This is a genomic window from Flavobacterium sp. FG139 (assembly GCF_057809695.1).
Window position 1 is genome coordinate 1 of sequence record NZ_JBMDKL010000007.1, and the last position, 22,362, is coordinate 22,362.

At 35.5% G+C, this 22,362-nt stretch carries 19 protein-coding genes; 3 read left to right on the top strand and 16 right to left on the bottom strand.

The features are described from left to right. Positions 1 to 275: 275 nt before the first annotated feature. The 6 genes from ACODSI_RS07205 to ACODSI_RS07230 form a co-directional block, all read right to left on the bottom strand. Positions 276 to 1,709, bottom strand: coding sequence for a TolC family protein (locus ACODSI_RS07205; protein ID WP_488916330.1), 1,434 nt, complete (start codon positions 1,707 to 1,709; stop codon positions 276 to 278). After that, positions 1,702 to 4,875: an efflux RND transporter permease subunit gene (locus ACODSI_RS07210; protein WP_488916162.1), complete on the bottom strand. Its 3,174-nt coding sequence runs from the start codon at positions 4,873 to 4,875 to the stop codon at positions 1,702 to 1,704. Before ACODSI_RS07210 ends, ACODSI_RS07205 begins: the two co-directional genes overlap by 8 nt. A gap of 27 nt (positions 4,876 to 4,902) precedes the next feature. Beyond that, complete coding sequence (locus tag ACODSI_RS07215; RefSeq protein WP_488916163.1) at positions 4,903 to 5,985, bottom strand: efflux RND transporter periplasmic adaptor subunit; 1,083 nt, start codon at positions 5,983 to 5,985, stop codon at positions 4,903 to 4,905. Positions 5,986 to 6,143: 158 nt separating this feature from the next. Next, positions 6,144 to 6,539, bottom strand: coding sequence for a hypothetical protein (locus ACODSI_RS07220; protein WP_488916164.1), 396 nt, complete (start codon positions 6,537 to 6,539; stop codon positions 6,144 to 6,146). A gap of 169 nt (positions 6,540 to 6,708) precedes the next feature. Beyond that, entirely contained in the window at positions 6,709 to 7,674 is a 966-nt protein-coding gene (locus ACODSI_RS07225; protein WP_488916165.1) for an OmpA family protein, read from the bottom strand. A 286-nt stretch (positions 7,675 to 7,960) separates the two neighbouring features. After that, positions 7,961 to 8,725 carry an exodeoxyribonuclease III gene (locus ACODSI_RS07230; RefSeq protein WP_488916166.1) on the bottom strand — a complete coding sequence of 255 codons (765 nt, stop codon included), beginning with the start codon at positions 8,723 to 8,725 and terminating at the stop codon, positions 7,961 to 7,963. A gap of 165 nt (positions 8,726 to 8,890) precedes the next feature. Here ACODSI_RS07230 and ACODSI_RS07235 point away from each other — a divergent pair, with 165 nt between their 5' ends. Next, a complete protein-coding gene (locus ACODSI_RS07235; protein ID WP_488916167.1) occupies positions 8,891 to 10,696 on the top strand; it encodes a GNAT family N-acyltransferase in 1,806 nt (601 codons plus the stop codon). A 57-nt stretch (positions 10,697 to 10,753) separates the two neighbouring features. Here the strand turns inward: ACODSI_RS07235 and ACODSI_RS07240 are convergent, their stop codons facing one another. The 5 genes from ACODSI_RS07240 to ACODSI_RS07260 form a co-directional block, all read right to left on the bottom strand. Next, positions 10,754 to 11,554 carry a M48 family metallopeptidase gene (locus tag ACODSI_RS07240; protein WP_488916168.1) on the bottom strand — a complete coding sequence of 267 codons (801 nt, stop codon included), beginning with the start codon at positions 11,552 to 11,554 and terminating at the stop codon, positions 10,754 to 10,756. Further along, positions 11,544 to 11,984, bottom strand: coding sequence for a magnetosome magnetite crystal formation protein family (locus ACODSI_RS07245; RefSeq protein WP_488916169.1), 441 nt, complete (start codon positions 11,982 to 11,984; stop codon positions 11,544 to 11,546). Before ACODSI_RS07245 ends, ACODSI_RS07240 begins: the two co-directional genes overlap by 11 nt. Beyond that, positions 11,981 to 12,385: a DUF2752 domain-containing protein gene (locus ACODSI_RS07250; protein WP_488916170.1), complete on the bottom strand. Its 405-nt coding sequence runs from the start codon at positions 12,383 to 12,385 to the stop codon at positions 11,981 to 11,983. Before ACODSI_RS07250 ends, ACODSI_RS07245 begins: the two co-directional genes overlap by 4 nt. Positions 12,386 to 12,388: 3 nt before the next feature. Next, positions 12,389 to 12,727, bottom strand: coding sequence for a TM2 domain-containing protein (locus ACODSI_RS07255; RefSeq protein ID WP_488916171.1), 339 nt, complete (start codon positions 12,725 to 12,727; stop codon positions 12,389 to 12,391). A gap of 101 nt (positions 12,728 to 12,828) precedes the next feature. Continuing rightward, positions 12,829 to 13,788, bottom strand: coding sequence for a 2-hydroxyacid dehydrogenase (locus ACODSI_RS07260; RefSeq protein WP_488916172.1), 960 nt, complete (start codon positions 13,786 to 13,788; stop codon positions 12,829 to 12,831). A gap of 58 nt (positions 13,789 to 13,846) precedes the next feature. Here ACODSI_RS07260 and ACODSI_RS07265 point away from each other — a divergent pair, with 58 nt between their 5' ends. After that, positions 13,847 to 14,557 carry a hypothetical protein gene (locus ACODSI_RS07265; protein ID WP_488916173.1) on the top strand — a complete coding sequence of 237 codons (711 nt, stop codon included), beginning with the start codon at positions 13,847 to 13,849 and terminating at the stop codon, positions 14,555 to 14,557. 12 nt (positions 14,558 to 14,569) lie between these two features. Here the strand turns inward: ACODSI_RS07265 and mgtE are convergent, their stop codons facing one another. The 5 genes from mgtE to serS all read right to left on the bottom strand — a co-directional run bounded on the left by mgtE (position 14,570) and on the right by serS (position 20,248). Then, positions 14,570 to 15,919: a magnesium transporter gene (mgtE, locus tag ACODSI_RS07270; protein WP_488916174.1), complete on the bottom strand. Its 1,350-nt coding sequence runs from the start codon at positions 15,917 to 15,919 to the stop codon at positions 14,570 to 14,572. Then, positions 15,909 to 16,688, bottom strand: a complete 780-nt coding sequence (gene rsmA / locus ACODSI_RS07275; RefSeq protein ID WP_488916175.1) for a 16S rRNA (adenine(1518)-N(6)/adenine(1519)-N(6))-dimethyltransferase RsmA — start codon at positions 16,686 to 16,688, stop codon at positions 15,909 to 15,911. Before rsmA ends, mgtE begins: the two co-directional genes overlap by 11 nt. A gap of 85 nt (positions 16,689 to 16,773) precedes the next feature. Further along, on the bottom strand, positions 16,774 to 17,097 hold the full coding sequence (locus tag ACODSI_RS07280) for a DUF4286 family protein (RefSeq protein ID WP_488916176.1): 324 nt from the start codon (positions 17,095 to 17,097) through the stop codon (positions 16,774 to 16,776). A 23-nt stretch (positions 17,098 to 17,120) separates the two neighbouring features. Then, a complete protein-coding gene (locus ACODSI_RS07285; RefSeq protein WP_488916177.1) occupies positions 17,121 to 18,899 on the bottom strand; it encodes a tetratricopeptide repeat protein in 1,779 nt (592 codons plus the stop codon). 77 nt (positions 18,900 to 18,976) lie between these two features. Beyond that, the gene (serS, locus tag ACODSI_RS07290; protein ID WP_488916178.1) at positions 18,977 to 20,248 is read right to left on the bottom strand and encodes a serine--tRNA ligase; all 1,272 of its coding nucleotides are present in this window, start codon (positions 20,246 to 20,248) and stop codon (positions 18,977 to 18,979) included. A gap of 178 nt (positions 20,249 to 20,426) precedes the next feature. Here serS and ACODSI_RS07295 point away from each other — a divergent pair, with 178 nt between their 5' ends. Then, the gene (locus tag ACODSI_RS07295) at positions 20,427 to 22,352 is read left to right on the top strand and encodes a M1 family metallopeptidase (RefSeq protein ID WP_488916179.1); all 1,926 of its coding nucleotides are present in this window, start codon (positions 20,427 to 20,429) and stop codon (positions 22,350 to 22,352) included. Positions 22,353 to 22,362: the final 10 nt, after the last annotated feature.

Consider the following 22,362-nt stretch of genomic DNA (forward strand, 5'->3'; position numbering starts at 1 on the left):
TTGAATTTTGAAATTTCTATACAATCATAAACTGAAACATCAACATTCGTTAATCAAAATTGAATATTCAACATTCTTTGAACTTGGAATATTCAACATGGAATTTTGAATTTTGAAATTTCTATACAATCATAAACTGAAACATCAACATTCGTTAATCTAAATTGAATATTCAACATTCTTTGAACTTGGGATATTCAACATGGAATTTTGAAATTAAAAAAAAGACCGCCATTACTGACGGTCTTTTTTTATTGAGCTAAGTGGTGTAACTGTTATTTCCAACCACCACCAAGATTTCTATAAATATGCACCAATGTATTTAATTGATCTTTCTTGATTTCCACCAATTGCAATTGCGATTCTAAAGCATCGCGTTGCGTCATTAACACTTCAAAATAGTCTACACGTGCCGATTTGAACAAATCATTAGAAACCTCGATAGAACGGTTTAAGGCATCTACTTGTTTGGTTTTTAAACCATAACTGCTTTCTAAATTTTTGATTCGGAACAATTCTGTTGACACTTCAAAATAAGCATTTAAAATGGTACGTTCGTAATTGTATAACGCTTGTAATTGTCGTGCATTGGCTTTATTGTACTCGGCTTTTATCGCATTTCGATTGATTAGCGGACCAGCAATATCACCTACTAACGAATACAACAACGATTCGGGAACCGTAAACAAATACGATGGTTTAAACGCTTGCAATCCTAATGAAGCTGAAATATCCAACGAAGGATAAAATTCGGCACGCGCTACTTTTACATCTAGTTTGGCAGCAACCAACTCCAATTCGGCTTGTTTAATATCGGGACGATTAGCCAACAATTGCGAAGGAATACCCGAATTTATGGTCGCTGGAGCTACACTCACAAAACTTGTTTTATCTCTTTTTATTTCTTGCGGATAACGTCCTAATAAAAAGTTGATTCGGTTTTCGGTTTCTTTAATTTGTTGTAAAATTTCAAACTCCATATTTTGCGAAGCCAATACTTCCGCTTGAAACTTTTGAACACCCAATTCGGTAGCACGAGCACCGTCTTTTTGAATTTTTACAATCTCTAAAGCATTTTGTTGCAATTTGATATTCTGTCTAACAATTTCCAACTGATTGTCTAAAGACAGTAATTCGTAATACGAACTTGCCACCTCAGCAACAAGATTGGTAACGACAAAATTTTTCCCTTCAACAGTAGATAAATAGCGCGTTACAGCAGCTTTTTTGGCATTGCGTAATTTCTTCCAAATATCAACTTCCCAATGTGCGAGCGCAGCCACGCGATAGTCTGTTAATGGATCAGGGAATTCTTGCCCTGGTGTAATTTCTGTAGAAGCATCTCCAGCACCTTGACTGGTATAACGTCCTACTTTTTCTACTCCTGCTCCAGCACCAATGCCAATTGTTGGCAAAATAGCACCTTTGCGCATACGGATTTCGCTTTTGGCAATTTCAATTTCTTGTAACGTAATGAGCAACTCTTGGTTGTTTTTTAACGCCACATCAATTAAATCGGTTAGATTTTTATCTTTAAAAAAGGTTTTCCAAGGCGTTGTTGCCATGTTCGCAGTATCTTTACTGGTTACATAGGCTTCGGGCATTGGTGCGCTAGCTGGTGTTGGTGCAACTGCTGGCGCTTTACAACTTACCACCGCTAGAGAAAATCCTAGCGGGATAAGGTAATGGTATAACTTTATATTATTCATCATCATTGTGCGTATCAAATTCTTCGGTTAATGGATTTTCTTCTTCGTTTTTAACGAACTTGGTTTTTTCAGAAATTCTGCCAAAAATGTAGTACAATCCTGGGATAATTAGTACCCCACAAATGGTTCCTATAAGCATTCCACCTGCAGCAGCCGAACCTAAGGTTCTGTTTCCAATTTTACCCGGATCTGTCGCTAATGTCAATGGAATTAATCCTGCAATAAAAGCAAATGAGGTCATCAAAATTGGTCTGAAACGCACTGCAGCTCCTTCTTTCGCAGCATTCAGTACCGAAGCACCTTGACTGTGTTTTTGGGCAGCAAACTCCACAATCAATACCGCATTTTTACCCAGTAATCCAATGAGCATTACAAAGGCAACTTGAGCATAAATGTTGTTGGCCAAACCGAACAATTTTAGGAATAAAAACGCTCCGAAAATTCCGGCTGGTAATGATAAAATCACGACTAAAGGCAAAATAAAACTCTCGTATTGTGCAGCAAGTACTAAGTAAACGAAGCCAAGACAAATTAAGAAGATGTAAATCGCTTCGTTTCCACGAGCCACCTCATCGGCAGATATTCCGGCCCAATCAATTCCGAAACCTCTAGGAAGTGTTTTTTCGGCTACTTCTTTTACCACTTCAATGGCCGTTCCACTACTGTATCCAATAGCAGGAGCACCACTAATTTCGGCAGCAGTATACATATTGTGTCTCGTAATCTCTGAAAGTCCGTATACTTTTTCCATTTTCATAAAGGCAGAAAACGGCACCATTTCGTCACGATCATTTTTAACATACAATTTCAAAATATCTTCTGGAAGTGCTCTAAATTCAGGTGAAGATTGTACAATTACTTTGTACTGTCTACCGTATTTAATGAAACTGGTTTCGTAATTACTTCCCACCAAAGTAGAGAGTGTATTCATAGCATTGTCAATGCTTACGCCTTTTTGTTGTGCAATATCGTTATCAATATCAAGCATGTATTGAGGGAAACTGGCACTGTAGAATGTAAATACCGAAGTAAGTTCGGGACGTTTTTTTAACGCAGCCACAAAATCTCTACTCACGGTTTCCATTTTTTTATAATCGCCAGAACCAGCTTTATCCAACAAACGCAACTCAAATCCACCGGCAGCTCCATAACCTGGTACTGCAGGAGGTTGAAAATATTCGATTGTAGCACCCGAAATATCTTTGGTCTCTTTCTCCAACTCTTCGATTATTTCTTCAACGTTGTGTTTACGTTCGTGCCAATCTTTTAAATTAATCAAACAAGTACCCGTATTAGAACCTGTTCCTTCGGCCAAAATTTCGTATCCTGCTAAAGCTGAAACTGACTTTACTCCTTCCACTTTTTCGGCTACTTTTTGAAGTTTTTCAGCAATTTGATTGGTTCTTTCTAAAGATGATCCTGGAGGCGTTTGGATGATGGCATAAAACATTCCTTGATCCTCACTAGGAATAAATCCAGAGGGAAGGCTGTTGTTTATGAAAAATATACCCGTACAAAATGCCAACAATACTAGTAACGAAACAGACCTTCTGTTGATGAACGTAGACAATATTTTTTGGTATTTTGATGACAAAATATTAAACTTATTATTGAATCCGTCCAAAAAGCGATTGATTAAATTTTTAGGTCGTGCGACACCATGAGTATTTTTCAACATTAAGGCACATAAAGCTGGTGTTAAAGTTAACGCCACAATACCCGAGAGTATGATGGCAGTTGCCATTGTGATCGAAAACTGACGGTAGAAAATCCCAACTGGACCCGACATGAAGGCCACAGGGATAAACACCGCCGCCATTAAAAAGGTAATAGCGATAATAGCACCACCAATTTCTGACATGGCTTTTTTAGTAGCTTTTCTGGCAGAAAGATGTTCTTCTTCCATTTTGGCATGGACGGCTTCAATTACTACAATCGCATCATCGACGACGACTCCAATCGCTAAAACCAATGCAAATAAAGTGATTAAGTTTATCGTGATTCCAAACAATTGCATGAAAGCAAACGTACCAATAAGCGATACTGGAACGGCTATAGCCGGAATAAGCGTGGAACGCCAATCACCCAAAAACAAAAACACCACTAAACCAACCAAAATAAACGCTTCGACTAAGGTATGAAGTACTTTTTCGATAGAGGCATCCAAAAACTTAGAGGCATCATAACTGATTTCATAATCCATTCCGCTTGGAAACGCTTTTTTCAATTCTTCAAGCTTGGCTTTAACGTCTCTAATTACTTGACTTGCATTACTTCCATAGGACTGTTTTATCGTAATTGCAGCTGATGGCTTTCCATCAAGACTAGAATAGATGTCGTACATGGAACTTCCAAACTCAACATCAGCCACATCTTTCAATCGTAATAACTCACCGTTAGCATTAGAGCGAACCACTATATTCTGATAACCTTCTTTAGTAGTAAAACGCCCTTTGTATTTTAATACATATTCAAATGCTTGTGATCGTTTACCCGAACTTTCACCTGTTTTCCCTGGAGAAGCTTCTAAACTTTGATTACTAAGAGCTTCCATAACCTCATCTGTAGAGATTTTGTACGCCAACATTCTGTCGGGTTTCAACCAAATACGCATGGCATAATCACGGTTTCCTAAGATATCCGCAAACCCAACACCATTAACACGTTTTATATCAGATAAAATATTGATATCAGCATAATTATATAAGAATTTTTGGTCTGCTTTAGGATCCTTACTGAATAAGTTTACGTAAAGCAACATATTGGGTTCTTCGCGAGTAATTTTCAACCCTTCACGAATTACTAAAGGAGGAAGTTTATTGGTTACCGAAGCCACACGGTTTTGGATATTAATCGCAGCTTGATTAGGGTCAGTTCCCAAATTAAATACCACTTGAACCGAAGCTTCACCATCATTTCCTGCATTAGAAGTAATGTATTTCATTCCGGGAACACCGTTGATGGCACGTTCTAATGGAATTACTACTGCTTTAATCATCAATTCGCCATTGGCACCAGGATAATCGGCAGTAATATTAACTTTGGGAGGCGAAATAGAAGGAAATTGCGTTACTGGTAAACCCAACATTGACAATATTCCTAAAAAGACAATAATTAGCGATATTACAATCGACAATACAGGTCTTTGTATAAATTTATTAAACATTTTTTATTTTTTTATATCGTTATTACACTACTCCGATTTTAGTCTCAAGGTTGAAATTACTTTCTTTGGATCAAGGTAATCGTATTTAATTTTATCATTATCGTTGGCTTTTTGAATACCTTCTAATAAAATTTTATCGTCAACAGTTATTCCAGATTCCACAACATACAAATCAGGCATTTCACCTTTAATTGTAATCTCACGAGATCGAAGTACATTATTTTTATCGACTACAAACACAAACTTTTTATCCTGAATTTCATAGGTCGCTTTTTGCGGAATAACCACGGCATTTTTAACAGGAACTTTCATTTGAATCTCACCTGTTTCCCCATTTCTTAAAAGTTTATCAGAGTTTGGGAAACTCGCTCTAAAGGCAATATTTCCTGTTTCGTTATCAAATTCACTTTCAATAACTTCTACTTTTCCTTTGTATTTTAAAGGCTGTCCGTTGGCTAAAAGTAAAGTTACATTGGTATCGCCTCTATCTTTTACATTGTTTTGATATTCTAAGTATTCTGGTTCAGAAACATTAAAATAGGCAAACATTTTACTGTTGTCTGAAAGACTGGTTAGCAATTCACCTTCGTCGATAAGACTTCCTAATTTTTTTGGGATTCTATCAATGGTACCGGCAAATGGTGCTCTGATTTCGGTAAACGACAAATGTAATTTTGCCAAAGAAACTTCAGCTCTGGCTTGTTCCAATTTAGCTTGAGCCATGGCTTGTTCGCTTTTAGAAACTACATTTTTTTCGGCCAACATTTTGGCATTTTGCAACTCTATAGAAGCGGATTGAGCTTCAGCTTGCGCTTTTAACAATTCGGCTTCGTAAATTTTAGGCATGATTCTGAATAACAACTGACCTGCATTTACATATTGCCCTTCATCGACATAGATGTTTTGAAGAAATCCTTTTTCTTGTGCACGAATTTCAATATTACGTACCGAACGAATTTGCGAAACATATTGTTTAGTAAAAGACGTATCAATAACGACTGGATTGGTAACAGCAAATTTTACAGCTTCTTCTTTTTCTTCTTTTTTGGAATTACAACTGGTAAGTGACAATAAGGCAATTAAGCCTAAAAACACGATTTTTCTTTTCATGATTAAATATGGAAATTATGCGATTGGATTATTGGAAAATTATTCCTTTAAGCTAATATTTAACAGCATACAAAATGATATAACTATTTTCATGTGAAGTAAAATTACAAATTACTATCACTAAAATAAAAATTATCTTTAGTAATTGCTATTATATATCAAATTCTTAAAACTTTTTGAGAAAGGTAGATGGGACAGGAATTGACCCTTGAGTGTAGAAAAATTTCAAAATATTTTTTACACTCTAATAATGCAAATTGTTGGCTATTTAACGAATATAAGGTATTCATCAAATCATACTTACCAACTAAGAAATTGGTTTTACAATGGTCATTATTATTTTCATTTGCAAAATAATCATCTTCAAAATCAACATCAGAATCTTCTATTACAACGATACTTTGATCTTCAATGGTAGGTTTGATATGCTTTTTGTGAGCAAAATTTTGAAATGATGAATTGGTAGAATTGGCGGTATGAGCACCTGCATAAGAATAACTCCCACATCCTATTAGTAGGAAACTAAAGTACAGTATAATTGAAATTACCCTCATAAGCCGGCAAAATTAGTTAAAATGTTAACAAAACAAAATAAATCGTAGTTAAGAAATGTATAAACTTACGAAAACGTTGTTTTTTTATGTTAATGATATCGTATTCAAACAAATACCTACAAAAAAGCCCTAAGTTCGTCTTAGGGCTTTTTTTGTATTTATTTAACGTCTATAAGTCGTTCAACATTTTGGAAATCTCATCCAATTTTGGCGTTAAAATGATTTCAATTCTTCGGTTTTTGGCTTTGCCTTCTGGGGTATCGTTACTCATTAAAGGCGCGAATTCTCCACGACCAGCTGCGGTTAAATTTTGTTTATTAACTCCTTTATTTTCCGAAAGTATGTTTACAATTGCCGTCGCTCTTTTGGTAGATAAATCCCAGTTGTTTTCAATTCCACCACCAAGATTTCCAGTAATTTTATCGTCGTCGGTGTGTCCTTCAATTAATATAGACAAGTCTGGATTTTGAGCCAATACTTTACCCACTTCCACTACGGCTGTTTTTCCTTCGGCATTTACCGACCAACTTCCGGTTTGGAATAACAATTTGTTTTCCATAGACACGTATACTTTTCCGTCTTTTTCATGAACCGTTAATCCTTTACCATCAAACGCTTTTAAGGATTTCATCAAGGTTTCTTTCAACTTCTTCATACTAGCGTCTTTGGCGGCTATGTATGACTCTAACTCGCTTAAACGTTTAGAACTGGCATCCAAATCGGCTTTTAATTTATTCAAGCGATCTTGTTCTGCTGCCAACGATTTTTCTTTTGCTTCCAATTGGGCTAACAATTCACGGTTTTTATTAATGTTTGCCGAAAGCGCATCGTTACTGTCTTTTTCTAACGCATTATAAGAGGCTTGAAGTGTTTTCAAATTCTTATCTGTAGCGGCATAATCGGCTTGTAATTTATCACGTTCTGCTTTAAGCTTGTCGTAATCCGCTTTGAGTTTGGCACCATCGGTTTCCAATTGATTTTTGGCTTTGTTTAAGGCCTCATTATCATCGGAAAGTTTTCTGTTCTCTTTCTTTAAATCAGCAAATTTATTTTCCAAGTCGTTGTAAATCTTTTTAGACACACAAGAAGTGGAAAGTGCTAACACTAATAATCCTAGGGAAATCTTTTTAATCATTGTTTTTGTATTTATTGAATCGAATCAAAATTAACCCATCAAAAGGGTTGTTCATCTATTAAAAAATTGTGTTATTAACATTGTTATTGACATTTTAGGTTTCCCTATTTAAGCTAGAACGTTTTGTTGGAAACGATTGTGGTTCTTAGCCGTGATGGAAGTGGAAACCCTTTTTCAAGAAAATTGTATTTTTTTCTTAGTGAAGGAAAGCGACCAATGGAAGCTCTTTCTTTGCTTTAGAAAAAAACAATTTTATGAAAAATGTTGCAACGAACAGCGCGATAAGCTACTCATCAATTTCAACTACAATTGGGCAGTGATCAGAATGTTTGGCTTCGGGTAAAATAACCGCTCTGGTCATTCGGTCTTTCAAATTTTCACTCACTAAATTGTAATCAATGCGCCAGCCTTTGTTATTGCCTCTAGCTCCGGCGCGGTAACTCCACCACGAATAGTGGTGCGGTTCTTTATTAAAATGACGAAAACTGTCGATATATCCCGATTTCATAAAGCCGTCTAGCCATTTTCTTTCGGAAGGTAAAAACCCCGAAACGGTAGCATTTCGAATGGGATCGTGAATATCAATCGCTTCGTGACAAATATTATAATCGCCGCAAATCACCAAGTTCGGTACCTCTTTTTTAAGATGATTGATGTAGTTTTGAAACTCATCCATGTATTGAAATTTATAATCCAATCGGTCGATGTTGGTTCCCGACGGCAAGTACAAACTCATTACTGAAACGGTGTCAAAATCGACACGAAGGTTTCTTCCTTCAAAATCCATGTGCTGAATTCCGGTGCCGTATACGATATTTTTGGGTTCGGTTTTACATAAAATGGCGACGCCGCTATACCCTTTTTTCTCAGCTGGAAAATAATATTGGTAGGCATAACCTGCATTTGCAATTTCTAATATCGGAATTTGATCTTCTTTAGCTTTTATTTCTTGAAGACAAATAACATCGGGATTGGCTTGTTGCAACCAGTCTAAAAATCCTTTAGAAATTGCAGCTCTAATCCCATTTACATTATAAGAAATGATTCTCATTGTTAAATTTTATAGTTTTTCAAAAATAGTTAAAATGCCTAAGAATCAAAATGCAATAAACGAATTATAATAAATCTTTAACACCCTAATCGATTTCATTATTTTTTAGAGGTAAATTCGTAAGAATTATTATCTTTGTTACTTGCTCAAAAAACAAATACATAAATGGGTTTAGTTACTGCCAAAGAAGTTGCAAAGGCTATAAATGCTGATAAATATGGAATATTCGGAACTTTTTCTGGGTGGTTGCTTATGAAAGTGCTAAAAATTTCTACGCTCAACAAAATCTACGATAGAAATAAACATTTGAGTGATTTAGAGTTTTTAAATGCCATTTTGGATGAGTTTCAAATTAAGTTTGAAATTCCGGAAGAAGATTTAAAACGGTTGCCAAAAGACGGTGCCTATATTACCATTTCCAATCATCCGCTTGGAGGAATTGACGGTATTTTACTCTTGAAATTGATGCTTGAAAGAGAGCCCAATTTTAAAATTATTGCGAATTTTTTGCTTCATAGAATTGAACCTATGAAAAAATATATAATGCCGGTAAATCCTTTTGAAAATCACAAGGATGCTAAATCTAGCGTAATCGGTATTAAAGAAACCTTGCGCCATTTGAGTGATGGAAAACCGTTGGGGATGTTTCCAGCTGGTGAAGTTTCAACGTATAAAGACGGCAAGTTAGTCGTAGACAAAACTTGGGAAGAAGGTGCTATCAAAGTAATTCGAAAAGCACAAGTGCCTGTCGTTCCTATTTATTTTCATGCTAAAAACAGCCGTTTGTTTTATTCGCTTTCCAAAATTAACGACACCCTTCGCACGGCTAAATTACCCTCGGAACTGTTAACTCAAAAAGATCGTATTATTAAAGTGCGCATTGGAAAGCCAATTCCGGTTGCCGAACAAAATGAACACCAATCCATTGAAGAGTATTCGGAGTTTTTACGAAAGAAAACCTATATGTTGGCGAATTCTTTTAATGAAGAAAGCAAACAACTGCTATCGGTGCCTAATTTAAAGACGCCTAAAAGTCCGAAACAAATTGCTACGCCTGCCAATCAAGAAAAAATGGTGGCTGAAGTAAACAAACTAAGAGATACCGATTGCCGATTGTTGCAAAGTAAAAACTATGAAGTTTTTTTTACAGAAGCCGACAAAATTCCGAACATACTACACGAAATTGGTCGTTTGCGCGAAGTGACTTTTAGAGAAGTTGGTGAAGGAACAAACGAATCTATAGACTTAGACAAATACGATCAATACTACCATCACATGTTTCTTTGGGATGATGAAACCAAGCAAATTGCTGGTGCTTACCGAATGGGATTGGGTTCGGAGATTTTCCCAAAATACGGCATGGAAGGATTTTACTTGAATGATTTGTTTCGATTTGAAAGCGAATTACACGAAATGATGCACAATTCGATTGAAATGGGTCGTGCGTTTATCATAAAAGATTACCAACAAAAACCAATGCCATTGTTCTTGCTTTGGCGCGGAATCATTCATACTACGTTACGTTATCCAGAACACAAGTTTTTATTGGGTGGTGTAAGTATCAGTAATCAATTTACCGATTTTTCGAAATCGTTGATGATTGAATTTATGAAATCCAACTACTACGATCCGTATATTGCCCAATACGTTCATCCGAAAAAGGAATTTAAAGTAAAACTTAAAGACGCCGATAAAGACTTTATCTTTGATGAAGCCGAAGCCGATTTGAATAAGTTTGATAAAATCATTGACGAATTGGAACCAGGTAATTTGCGTCTTCCGGTTTTGATTAAAAAATACATCAAACAAAATGCGCGCTTGGTAGCCTTCAACGTCGATCCTTTATTCAACAATGCTATTGACGGATTAATGTATATCAGGATTGCCGATATTCCAGAAAGCACTATGAAACCTGTTATGGAAGAATTTCAGGCGGAACTAGAACGAAAGTTGGGTGAAAAATTAGAATAGTTCTCAGGTTAAAAATCATAAAAAAAGCTAAACGTAATGTTTAGCTTTTTCTTTTTATTATAAATCCTTAATTTTTTCTTGGTATGCCTTCCAATCGGCTTCGGAAATGGTTTGTTTCTTTTGGTACTTTTTACCTTTTAAATACTCTAAAATGTATTTCGCACGATCTTCCGATTCGGGATGGGTTGAAATCCAACCAAAACCATCAGGGGTATCGTGTTTTTGGGCTAATTCATACATAAAATCAGCCATAGGTTCTGGATTGATGTCTGCTTTCAATAGATACTTTACGCTTTCCATATCGGCTTCTTTTTCTAGAGCTCTATCATAGGCTGTAGAAGATAGTGTTTTGAAAATTTCTTTAAGAATAGCGCCACCTTTACCTCCAGAAGCAGCAGAAAGTAAAACCGACAAGCCTACTTCTTTCGAAAGTTTTTTCATGACATGGTTTTTTTCAATGTGAGCAATTTCATGTCCTAACACACCTTGTAAGGCCTCTTGTTTTTTACATTCTGTAATTAATCCTGTGTAAACTACCAAATGGTTGTTGGGTAATGCAAAAGCATTGATTTCATCTTTCTCAACAATATGAACTTTCAACGAATCACGCTCTATATTATTGGCTTTGCAAATGGGTAAAATCAATTTATCCAATTCTTTTACAATAGAATCGTTGGTAACTACATTTTCAGTTTCCCGAATTTGATCCCAAATTAAATCTCCAATTTTATTTTCGGCAGCAACGGTGTGTTTTTCGATTTTAAAAAATCCAACAAAATCAACACGCGACAAGGCAAACCACATTCCGAAGAACACAACTGCAATGGTCAATCCTTGAAAAATAGTTTTATTTATCATTGGGTTTGCAAATTAAATTAGTAAGATTTCCGAAAAACCATTGTTGAACGTGTTTCCCTTTTCGAGTTTGAACTGCACTATAAATTGTAGAAATAAACTCTAGCAAGTTGAATAAAAAAGCAGTGAATAAATAGGCAAAATACCTGTTGGTAACGTGTTCGTGTCCAAAAATTATGGAAACCGTCCACCAAAATCCGAAACTGTTCATGCACAATAAAGCCATTTGAGAAAATAAAGCTTGCATACAATGCCATCGCACAAAATAAGTGCCTTTTCTATTGGCAATAAAGAAAAAGAAAGTGGCTATCAAATTGATAATGGGCAAAGGTAATCCGGCTACTAAAGCCACTAAAGACATTAAATAGCTGTTGGATGCTTTTTCTGCTTCGTGATCTGAAGGCTTGTAAACAAATGTTGATTCTTGAATCATAATCCTTTTTTAATGTTCCAAATCCAATTTAGTAAAACCAATACAATCAACAAAACAGCAAGCCATTTAGTTTTTAGTATGGTTTCTAATTTATTATAACTTTTATAAAAAGTCTGTTTGTGCGTTGCCCAATCGAAGCCAATCCAAACCGGTAAAATCAGCATCAGTATAGCAACAATTATTCCGAAAGGATTCATTTGAAGTGCTCCTAAAAAATCTCCTTTCAGAAGCATTTTTATAGCTCGTGTAGATCCACAAGACGGACAAGGATAACCCGTTGCCTTCTTAAAGAAACAAAATCTCAAATTAGAACTTTCGGAATAATTTATGTTGTAAAAAAGATATAAAAATCCACTCAAACAAGCTATTACAATAACTATATATAACTTGTTTTTAGACATGAATTAGTATAACGAATTTTGGAACATTTGCATGTTTTTCTCACGAGTAGCTCCCATAATTATGAACCAGTCAATAATAGTCCAAATTCCGAAACCACCACAAGTCAATAGCTTTCCAATTCCCATTCCAGTATCTCCAATCATAAAACGGTCAATTCCTAATCCACCGCCTAATAAAGAAACGATGATGCTAGTTGTTGGATCTTTAAATTGAATAGTTTGTACCATTCCCCATTTTGATTCGTCTAAACTCAATAATTTTTCTCTTACAGCCATTAAATGATGTCCTTCGAAAAACTTAGAATTTGCCATCATGAACATGTCTACTTTACTTGATTCCATAAATTTTTGTTTTTTTTGGTTAGTATTTTTTTGTTTTGATTTGTCTAAAATATAAAAAAATAGTTATTGGTCGGTAATTTAGTACAAAAGTTGCATGATTTTTATCTTTTGTAAAAATTAATAATCTTATTAACAATAGTTTGCGCCAGTTTTTCATGGCTTTCATACGTCCATCCTGCTATGTGTGGTGTTAGCAACACGTTGTCGGCTTCTAGTAAATATTGAAAGGCGGCAGGTTTTTCAGTATCAATAAACAAATTCTCAAACGATAGCTTTTCGTATTCTAAAACATCCAAACCGGCACCAAGAACTTTACCCGATTGTAAAGCCACCACCAAATCGGCTGTTACTACATTGTTCCCTCGTGAGGTGTTAATGAACCAAAAAGGTTTTGCAAAAGCATTGATAAAATCAGTATTTACCAATTTATCAGTTTCAGGCGTCCAAGGAATATGCAAACTCAACACGTCTGCTTGTTGCTGTAATTCTTGCAGGCTAACTTGTTGGGCATTTTCATCACCAACTTGTTCTTGAATATCATAACACAGAACGGTTACGTCAAAACCAAGTAATTTTTTAGCAAATGATTTACCCATATTGCCATAACCTATGATTCCGATGGTTTTGTGTTCTAATTCAAAGCCGCGATTGCCTTCACGAATCCATTTGCCTTCACGAACCAATCGATCGGCACGATTGAGTTTGTTCATTAACGACAACAACATTCCGAGTGCGTGTTCACCAACCGCATTGCGATTGCCTTCGGGCGCTGCAATGAGATGTACTCCTTTTGCAGCAGCATAATCACAATCGATACTCTCCAATCCGGCACCTACTCGCGCTATAAATTGCAAATGGGTAGCTTTATCCAAAAAGGATTGGTCTATTTTAAAGCGACTTCGAATGACTATTCCATGATAATTATGGATTTTTGCTTCAACTTCTTCTTTTGTAGACGTAAAATCGGCTTCATTTTGAAAACCCGCTTGTTCTAATTGTTCCCATAGCAACGGATGATTGCTATCGATATGAAGAATTCTGATGTAATTAATTGTATTCATAATCTGATTAAAGGATAAAAATACTTATTTTTGAGATACTAACACTAAATTATCTGCCATGAAAAACGTATTTTTATTAATCTGTATTGGGATTGCACTACAATGCTTTGGGCAAAAAAAATATTCGTTTGATTGTGCTTTAGCGTATAAAGAACAATGCAAGTTGCATGAAAAGCCAACTGAAATGATTTATTTGATCAATACACAAAAAAACAATTATACCCTTTCCACACATCAAAACAAGGATTCCACAATTTTATCAATTCATTTCAGAGACGAACTTGGCGTTTCGGTAAATGGAGCTATGAACAAAAATGATTTTTACAAAGCAGAAACTATTACAAATGAATGCACACAAACGTTTCGCTACAAAGGTTTAGTCAAAGAAAACTATAAAATTGAAAATTGTAATGACACCATTATTAATGATACTTTATATTATCATTACAAAATTTTTAGCCTAAAAAGTTTGAGTTATCAAAAGCGTAAAAACATTGTTACAGCGCATTTTATTGTCGACAAAAAAAATACATTAAAATATGCTTTTACCATGGCTTCATTGATTTTTAATATAGATTCTAATAAAATCAAAATTCCATTTGGAATAGCAAAAACAATATATTATACCAACACAGAAGGCATAATTACAAGCAAGATGGAGTTGAATGGAATTATTAAAGTAGACAAATACCTAACCATTCCGGAAGAATGTGATTATACTAAAGATGAAATTAGAAATTATAAACCTACCGTTACTTTCAATAGATAACAACTAATTTGGCTATAACCCTAGCACTAATTTAGCTATGGTAAAATACAATAAAATTCCAAAAACATCATTAGTAGTTGTGATGAATGGTCCTGTAGCAATAGCTGGATCGATTTTATTCTTATGCAGAAACAACGGAACTAAAGTTCCAAGCATGGCTGCAAAAAGAATAACTACAATAATGGAAATGGAAATCGCGATTCCTACATGAAATTGACCAAAAACTATCGTATGAAAAATCAATAAGAACAATGAGATTATGGTTCCCGACATCATGGCTACAATCAATTCTTTTTTAAAGTAATTTTGACTAAACTCTTTAAGCGAACCATTGGCCAATCCTTGCACCACAATAGCCGAAGCTTGCACACCAATATTTCCAGCGGTTGCTGAAAGTAGTGGTACAAAAATAATTAGCGTTTTATATTGTTCAAAAGCCGTTTCATTGCCTTTAATAATAAAAGAGGCTACAATCTCTATTATCATACCAATTAAAAGCCAAGGCAAACGGGCTTTTATCATTTCGAAAACACTGTCACCTGCTTCAACGTCTTGGGTAATACCCGCAGCCATTTGGTAATCTTTGTCGGCTTCTTCCTTGATTACGTCAACGATATCATCGATGGTTACACGACCTACTAAACGACCCATTTCGTCTATTACCGGAATGGCTTCCAAATCGTATTTTTGCATGATGCGAGCTACCTCAACATTGGGAGTATCTACTTTAACATAATCTACTTTCTTAATGTAGACTTCACTAATCATCGTTTTGGTAGAGGTCGTCAATAAATCTTTTAGCGAAAGCCTTCCTTTCAATCGGTTTTCATCGTCAACTACATATATAGAATGTACTCGTGTTACATGTTCGGCTTGGCTTCGCATTTCTTTAACACACGTTAGTACGTTCCAGTTTTCGTTCACTTTCACCAACTCTTTTCCCATCAATCCACCGGCAGTGTCTTCGTCGTAACGCAACAAATCGACAATGTCTTTGGCGTGTTCAACGTCTTCAAGTTCGGAGATTACTTCTTCTTTTTTACTTTGAGACAGTTCGGCGATAATGTCGGCTGCATCATCGGTATCTAATTCGTCTAACTCTTCTGCAATTTCTTTAGGAGAAAGTCCGTGTAGAATTTTTTCACGAACATCATCCTCTAATTCCGTTAAAATTTCAGCCGTAATTTCACTATCTAAAATTTTGAAAATATAAATAGCTTCCTCAATTTCTAATTCGTCAAAAATTTCGGCAATATCAGCATGGTGCAAATCGTTCAACAAAAGTTCCAGTTCTTGGTCTTTCTTTTGGTGAATTAATTGCTCAATTTGCTCTAAGAGCTCTTTGCTGATTTTAAATTGCATAGGCTTCTATTTTTTGGGTAAGTTCAATAAATTGATCCACTGATAATTGCTCCGGACGGAGGTCAAAGATACTATCTTCTCTCAAATTATCGGACAAATTTAGCGATTTTAAACTGTTTCGCATGGTTTTTCTGCGTTGTTGGAATGCCATTTTTACAACCGTGTACAGCATTTTTTCACTGCACGGTAAAGTGTAGTTTTCTTTTCTTCGCATGCGCATAACACCCGATTTTACTTTTGGTGGTGGAATGAATACATTTTCATCCACTGTAAATAAATATTCCACTTCGTAAAATGCTTGTGCTAAGACCGATAAGATTCCGTATACTTTACTGCCTTTTTTAGAACAAATACGTTCGGCAACTTCTTTTTGAAACATGCCGGCAAATTCGGGAATTTGATTGCGGTATTCTAATGCTTTAAAAACAATTTGAGTTGAAATATTGTAGGGAAAATTTCCAATAATCGCGAACTGTTTGCCTTCAAAAACTTCGTTGATGTTGTATTTCAAAAAATCTTTAGAGATAATTTTATCTTTCAGCTTTGGAAAATTTTCGTCCAAATAAGTTACTGATTCGGTATCAATTTCAATAACATAAGTGTTGACCGGTTTTTCTAATAAATACTTGGTCAAAACGCCCATTCCTGGACCTATTTCTAATACATCGTTATATCCTTCAAGATTGAGCGTATCAGCAATGGCTTTGGCGATAGATTCGTCTTTAAGAAAATGTTGTCCGAGGTGTTTTTTGGCTTTTACTTTTTCCATAATCAGTGCGAGTAAAGAAATAATCTCGCTATTTTTTAGTATTTCTCGCAAAGGCTCTAAGGCGCAGAGCAAATTGTTTGTTTTTTTAATTCGTCTGAAAAAACTCAGAAATAAATTCCAATTCGGTTCTAAAAGCCAACATTTTATCTCCAAAAAGACGCACTGCTTCTTCTCTCAATCGCGGTGCATCTTCATTGTAATAACGCTGTAATGTTTCTCTACTATCGGTAGTATATTGAATAGCATACGTCAATCCACCCAGTTCTTCTTCTACTAAAACACGAACCAATCGCGCCGAAGTGAATTTTCCTGTAGCTAAAACTTCTGGAATGTGTATTTGTTGCATCCAATGCAACCACTGGTGGTGAACGCTTTCGTCTATATTGGTAGTAACGTTGTATAAAATCATTTTTTTAGGTATTAATCCAAACTCTAAATCTCTTTATCGCCGCGCAATTTTCGGTATTTCTTTTGCGCCGTGACATAATAAATGCTGTCTTCGTGTTTGGTAATTATTTCTTCGTAAAGCGGCTTGGCTTTTTCGGAATCATTCAATTGATTGTAAATTTCTGCCGAATAAAACAAGGCTTCATCAATATAAATGCATTCTTTAAAATTGTCTAAAATTTGTTTGTAGTTGGCCAATGCCGATGTGGTGTCGCCCATACTTTCATAGATTTTTCCAATTCGCAAAAGCGTTACAGGTTCAATAGCATCGCCTTTATTTTCTTTTAAAATGGCTTGAAAAGCAGTTAATGCGTCTTGTTTTTTATCTTGAAACAACAAGAAATCGGCTCTTGCAAATTTCTTTAAGGCTACTTGAGTCGAATCTTCAACGGTATTATCCGAAATCAATAAAAACAAATCAAGTGCATCGTTGGCAATCAATTGCGTCGAAGCTGATTTTAACACTTCCAATTGATGATTAGCCCATTTAAAATCGGCTTTGTAATAACTGGTTTTAGCGATTTTTAAATTGGCTTCTTGCCCAATCGGACTGTTGTTTCCATCAGCTTCAATTTGAGAATAGTAAATTAACGCTTGATTGAATTTTTCTTCATACAATAAAATATCCGCCAATTCCATTTTGGCTTCAGCCACTTGTTCTCTGTTGATAGGCATTTCCAAAATGTTTTTCAAAATCACTTTACCCGTTTCAGGATCTTTCAAATTAAAGGCAGCAAAATGCGCTTTTAATTTTAACAACGATAATGAATACGGTGAAACACCAAATTCTTTAATCAAATTATCCAATTCTAGATTGATAGCGGCATAATCTTTAGGTTGTGCCTTATCAATTTTCATTTGCATCAAATAGGTATGCGACTTAATTTGTAAATCTAAATCTTTGGTATTTTCCAATACAAAACCTAAAATTTCAGTAGCTGCTGCTTCATCGTCTTCTTCAATGGCCAATTGTCCTAAATTGACGATATTGGAAAATGATTCGGGATTTCTTTTGTAGATGGCTTTTTGCTGAATAAAGGCTTTTCCGTATTCTTTCAACTGCACATAATACCAACTCAAATAGTCGTTCCAATATAAATCCTGTGTTTTTTGAATGCGAAGTAACAACGCTTTTTTCAGAGACTCATTAAACGTAAGATCGCTATCTTCAGTCATGAATCGCGACAATTGATTCTGAATCATGACTTGATTTTGTTGGTTTTTAAACGATTCGGTCAAAAACATTTCAATCATCATGTCGGTATCGCCTTTTTGCCCATATAGCAATGCCATTTGGAAGTTAAAATTAAATTTTGGCTCCAATTCTAACGCCACTTGATAGGCTTGAAGTGCATAATCTACCAAGGCTTTTCGCTCAAAAACATAGGCTATTTGATACACTTCATTAGGATTTCTTCGAATTTTATCAATGGCTTGATCGTAACACTTTTTGGCCTTTTCTTGATTTTTTTGCAATTGGTAATTGTATCCCAACTCGACCAAAAAATTGCCTTGTTTGTATTTATCCAATCGGTCTTGAATGGCCTTTTCGGCTTTATCAAATTGCGATAATTGCTGATAACATTCGACAGCTTTCTGAAAAAAATTAAAATTGGTGGGTTGTGCTTTTAACAAATCTTCATAACTCACTAAGGCTTTTTCAAACTCACCTCTATCAAAATAGTTTTGCGCCAATTGTTCGGATTGCCCCTGAACAAATAGCGAAAATGTAAGAAAAAATAAAGTTATAAATAGTTTTTTCATCGAATGGTATTAAAAAACAATGTACTAAAGTAACACATTTTGTGTCATTTTAGTACATTGTTCCGTAAGATTAACTTTTAGTTAATAATATCAAATCCGGTGTACTTGCGCAACACTTCTGGAATCACAATTCCTTCTGGCGTTTGATAGTTTTCTATAATTCCAGCCATAACTCTTGGTAGCGCTAACGAACTTCCGTTTAACGTGTGTGCTAGTTGGTTTTTACCGTCTTTATCTCTAAAACGCAATTTCAAACGATTGGCTTGGTACGTTTCAAAATTAGAAACTGAAGAGATTTCCAACCAACGATCTTGTGCGGTTGAAAATACTTCAAAATCGTAGGTTAAAGCGGAAGCAAATCCCATATCTCCACCACATAGGCGAAGAATTCGGAAAGGCAATTTCAATTCACGCATGATATTTTTTACGTGTTCTACCATCTCATCTAGAGCTTCATACGATTTATCTGGATGTTCTACACGAACAATTTCTACTTTGTCAAATTGGTGCAAACGGTTCAATCCCCGAACGTGCGCACCATACGAACCAGCTTCTCTACGGAAACATGGTGTGTAACCTGTACATAAAACTGGCAATTCATTTTCGTTCAAAATCACATCGCGAAAAATATTGGTAACTGGAACTTCGGCAGTCGGAATTAAATACAAATCATCGGTAGCATCATGGTACATTTGTCCTTCTTTATCGGGCAATTGTCCAGTTCCATAAGCCGAAGCTTCATTAACCAAATGCGGTACTTGGTATTCTTGATAGCCTGCATCGGTATTTTTATCTAAGAAATACGAAATCAATGCACGTTGCAATTTGGCACCTTTTCCTTTATATACTGGAAAACCAGCACCGGTAATTTTGACACCCAATTCGAAATCGATGATGTCGTATTTTTTTACTAATTCCCAATGCGGAAGTGCGCCTTCGTGTAATTTTGGCACGTCGCCTTCTTCAAAAACATTCAAGTTTTCTTCTGGTGTTTTTCCTTCCGGAACAATATCTGCTGGCATGTTTGGCAACAAATACATCTTTTCAGTCAGTTCTTTGGTAAACACCTCAAGTTTATCTGATAGTTCTTTGCTTTTCTCTTTTAAAGAAACCGTTTTTTGCTTTAAAATTTCAGCTTTGGCTTTTTCGCCACTTTTCATCATTTCGCCAATATCTTTGGAAAGCTTGTTGGATTCGGCAAGAGTATTATCCAATTCTACTTGTGTACTTCTTCGATTTTCATCTAAAAGCACTATCTCTTCCACAATAGCTCTGGCGTCCATTCTTTTTTTGGCCAAAGCAGTAATCACTTTCTCTTGATTTTCTCTAATAACGGCTATCTGTAACATGACTAAATTTTTATAAGATTGCAAATTTAAGAAATTGCTTTCTATTTACAGAACATTATAATAAAGAATATACACCTTCGTAAACCCATCAATCATAGCATTTTAATTCAATTTTAATAGTATTTTAAAGCTCATAAAAACTAATATTTAGTATATTCGCAAAAATTTGCATAATCCCATGAAAAAAATCTACTCACTACTATTTGTCTCTTTCATCGCTTTTTCATTTGCACAAAAGCAACAAGAAACGTTAAATGAGATTGTTAATGCTGAAATGAAATCGGCTTTCAAGCAGATGAACATTACGGTTAATCCAAATACTTTAAACTACGACATTACCTACCATAAATTGGAATTTACCGTTGATCCTGAAGTATATTTAGTTTCAGGTAAAATTACTACAACCTATACCGCTCTTGCCAATATGAGCACCCTAACTTTTGATTTAGCCAATGAACTAACGGTTAGTAGTGTGAAATTAAACACTCAAAATTTGACTTTTGTTCAAAACGGAAATAACGAATTGGTGATTACACTTCCAAGTATACAAGCTACTGGTACCTCAGCAACGGTAGAAGTTACCTATTCTGGTGCACCACCCGTTAATGGCTTTAGAGCTTTTACAACCGAAGTTAGAGGCAATGGAAGCAACACGCTTTACACTTTATCGGAGCCTTTTGGAGCGAGAGATTGGTGGCCGTGCAAACAAGATTTGAACGACAAAATAAACAGCATTGACGTTTTTATAACAGCGCCATCACAATATGTTGCCGTTTCTAACGGTATCGAACCCGAGGCACCAGTTATTAATGGCGCCAATAAAACTACTCATTTTCATCATGGTTATGCAATTCCAGCCTACTTAATTTGCATGGCAGTAACCGATTATACCGTTTACAATCAAACCGCTGGAACGGCTCCAAACACCTTTCCAATAATAAATTACATCTATCCTGAAAGTTTTAATACGACTTTACAAACGCAATTGGATCAAACGCCATTAATCTTGGATTTATTCAAAAATTTATTTGAGATTTATCCTTTTCACAATGAAAAATATGGTCATGCCCAATTTGGTTGGGGTGGCGGAATGGAGCATACAACCGTTTCTTTTATGGTTGGATTTGATAGACAACTAATTGCTCACGAAATGGCACACCAATGGTTTGGCGATAAAATCACTTGTGGCAGCTGGAAGGATATTTGGTTAAACGAAGGATTTGCCACCTATTTAGCCGATTTAGTAATTGAAAATTTTGATGGAAACGCTGCTTTTATAGCTGACAAAACCAGCATGATTAATAGCATTACTTCTCAAACTGGCGGAGCTGTATATCTTACCGATACAGAAGCGACCAATGTAAATCGCATTTTTAGTTCTAGATTGACCTATAATAAAGGAGCTATGGTACTTAATATGTTGCGATTGAAATTGGGTGATGCACTTTTTTTTCAAGGAATGAAAGAATATTTGGCAGATGCAAACTTGGCGTACAATTATGCCCTAACAACCGATTTCAAATCACATATGGAATCTGTTTACGGCTCTAGTTTAACTGAGTTTTTCAATGATTGGATTTACAATCAAGGCTATCCAACCTATACCATTACGGCGCAAAACTGGGGTCCTGGACAAGTTAAGGTAACTGTAAATCAAACACAATCCAATGCTTCTGTTAGCTATTTCGAAATGCCTTTACCACTTAGGTTCACTGGTGCTTCAGGACAAACTTTCGATACCATGGTTGACAACACGGTAAACAACCAACAATTTATCGTGTCGGTTCCTTTCACAATCAATGGCGTACAATTTGATCCTGAAAAAGATATCATCTCTAAAAACAATACAGCAACATTAGGCAATGATACGTTCGATTTAGAAAAAGCAATTGCTATCTATCCTAACCCTGTAACCGATGAGCTTCACATTCAAATGCCCTCTAATGTTTCTTTAGAAAAAGTAATCCTTTTCAACAATTTAGGACAAATTGTAAAAGAAAACAATGCGATGAATTTTTCTATTGCTGATGTGTCTTCAGGCGTACTTTATGCACAAATTCAAACTTCAGAAGGGACATTTCATAAAAAAATTATAAAAAATTAGTCCCACAAAA

Bases quoted from the DNA above. Each gene is read 5' to 3' on its own strand.
- mgtE (WP_488916174.1), bottom strand. From the start codon at position 15,919: ATGCAATTTAAAATCAGCAAAGAGCTCTTAGAGCAAATTGAGCAATTA.
- ACODSI_RS07265 (WP_488916173.1), top strand. From the start codon at position 13,847: ATGAAAAACGTATTTTTATTAATCTGTATTGGGATTGCACTACAATGC.
- ACODSI_RS07220 (WP_488916164.1), bottom strand. From the start codon at position 6,539: ATGAGGGTAATTTCAATTATACTGTACTTTAGTTTCCTACTAATAGGA.
- ACODSI_RS07245 (WP_488916169.1), bottom strand. From the start codon at position 11,984: ATGATTCAAGAATCAACATTTGTTTACAAGCCTTCAGATCACGAAGCA.
- ACODSI_RS07285 (WP_488916177.1), bottom strand. From the start codon at position 18,899: ATGAAAAAACTATTTATAACTTTATTTTTTCTTACATTTTCGCTATTT.
- ACODSI_RS07240 (WP_488916168.1), bottom strand. From the start codon at position 11,554: ATGATAAATAAAACTATTTTTCAAGGATTGACCATTGCAGTTGTGTTC.
- ACODSI_RS07250 (WP_488916170.1), bottom strand. From the start codon at position 12,385: ATGTCTAAAAACAAGTTATATATAGTTATTGTAATAGCTTGTTTGAGT.
- ACODSI_RS07295 (WP_488916179.1), top strand. From the start codon at position 20,427: ATGAAAAAAATCTACTCACTACTATTTGTCTCTTTCATCGCTTTTTCA.
- rsmA (WP_488916175.1), bottom strand. From the start codon at position 16,688: ATGGAAAAAGTAAAAGCCAAAAAACACCTCGGACAACATTTTCTTAAA.
- ACODSI_RS07205 (WP_488916330.1), bottom strand. From the start codon at position 1,709: ATGAATAATATAAAGTTATACCATTACCTTATCCCGCTAGGATTTTCT.
- ACODSI_RS07260 (WP_488916172.1), bottom strand. From the start codon at position 13,788: ATGAATACAATTAATTACATCAGAATTCTTCATATCGATAGCAATCAT.
- ACODSI_RS07230 (WP_488916166.1), bottom strand. From the start codon at position 8,725: ATGAGAATCATTTCTTATAATGTAAATGGGATTAGAGCTGCAATTTCT.
- ACODSI_RS07255 (WP_488916171.1), bottom strand. From the start codon at position 12,727: ATGGAATCAAGTAAAGTAGACATGTTCATGATGGCAAATTCTAAGTTT.
- ACODSI_RS07210 (WP_488916162.1), bottom strand. From the start codon at position 4,875: ATGTTTAATAAATTTATACAAAGACCTGTATTGTCGATTGTAATATCG.
- serS (WP_488916178.1), bottom strand. From the start codon at position 20,248: ATGTTACAGATAGCCGTTATTAGAGAAAATCAAGAGAAAGTGATTACT.
- ACODSI_RS07235 (WP_488916167.1), top strand. From the start codon at position 8,891: ATGGGTTTAGTTACTGCCAAAGAAGTTGCAAAGGCTATAAATGCTGAT.
- ACODSI_RS07280 (WP_488916176.1), bottom strand. From the start codon at position 17,097: ATGATTTTATACAACGTTACTACCAATATAGACGAAAGCGTTCACCAC.
- ACODSI_RS07225 (WP_488916165.1), bottom strand. From the start codon at position 7,674: ATGATTAAAAAGATTTCCCTAGGATTATTAGTGTTAGCACTTTCCACT.
- ACODSI_RS07215 (WP_488916163.1), bottom strand. From the start codon at position 5,985: ATGAAAAGAAAAATCGTGTTTTTAGGCTTAATTGCCTTATTGTCACTT.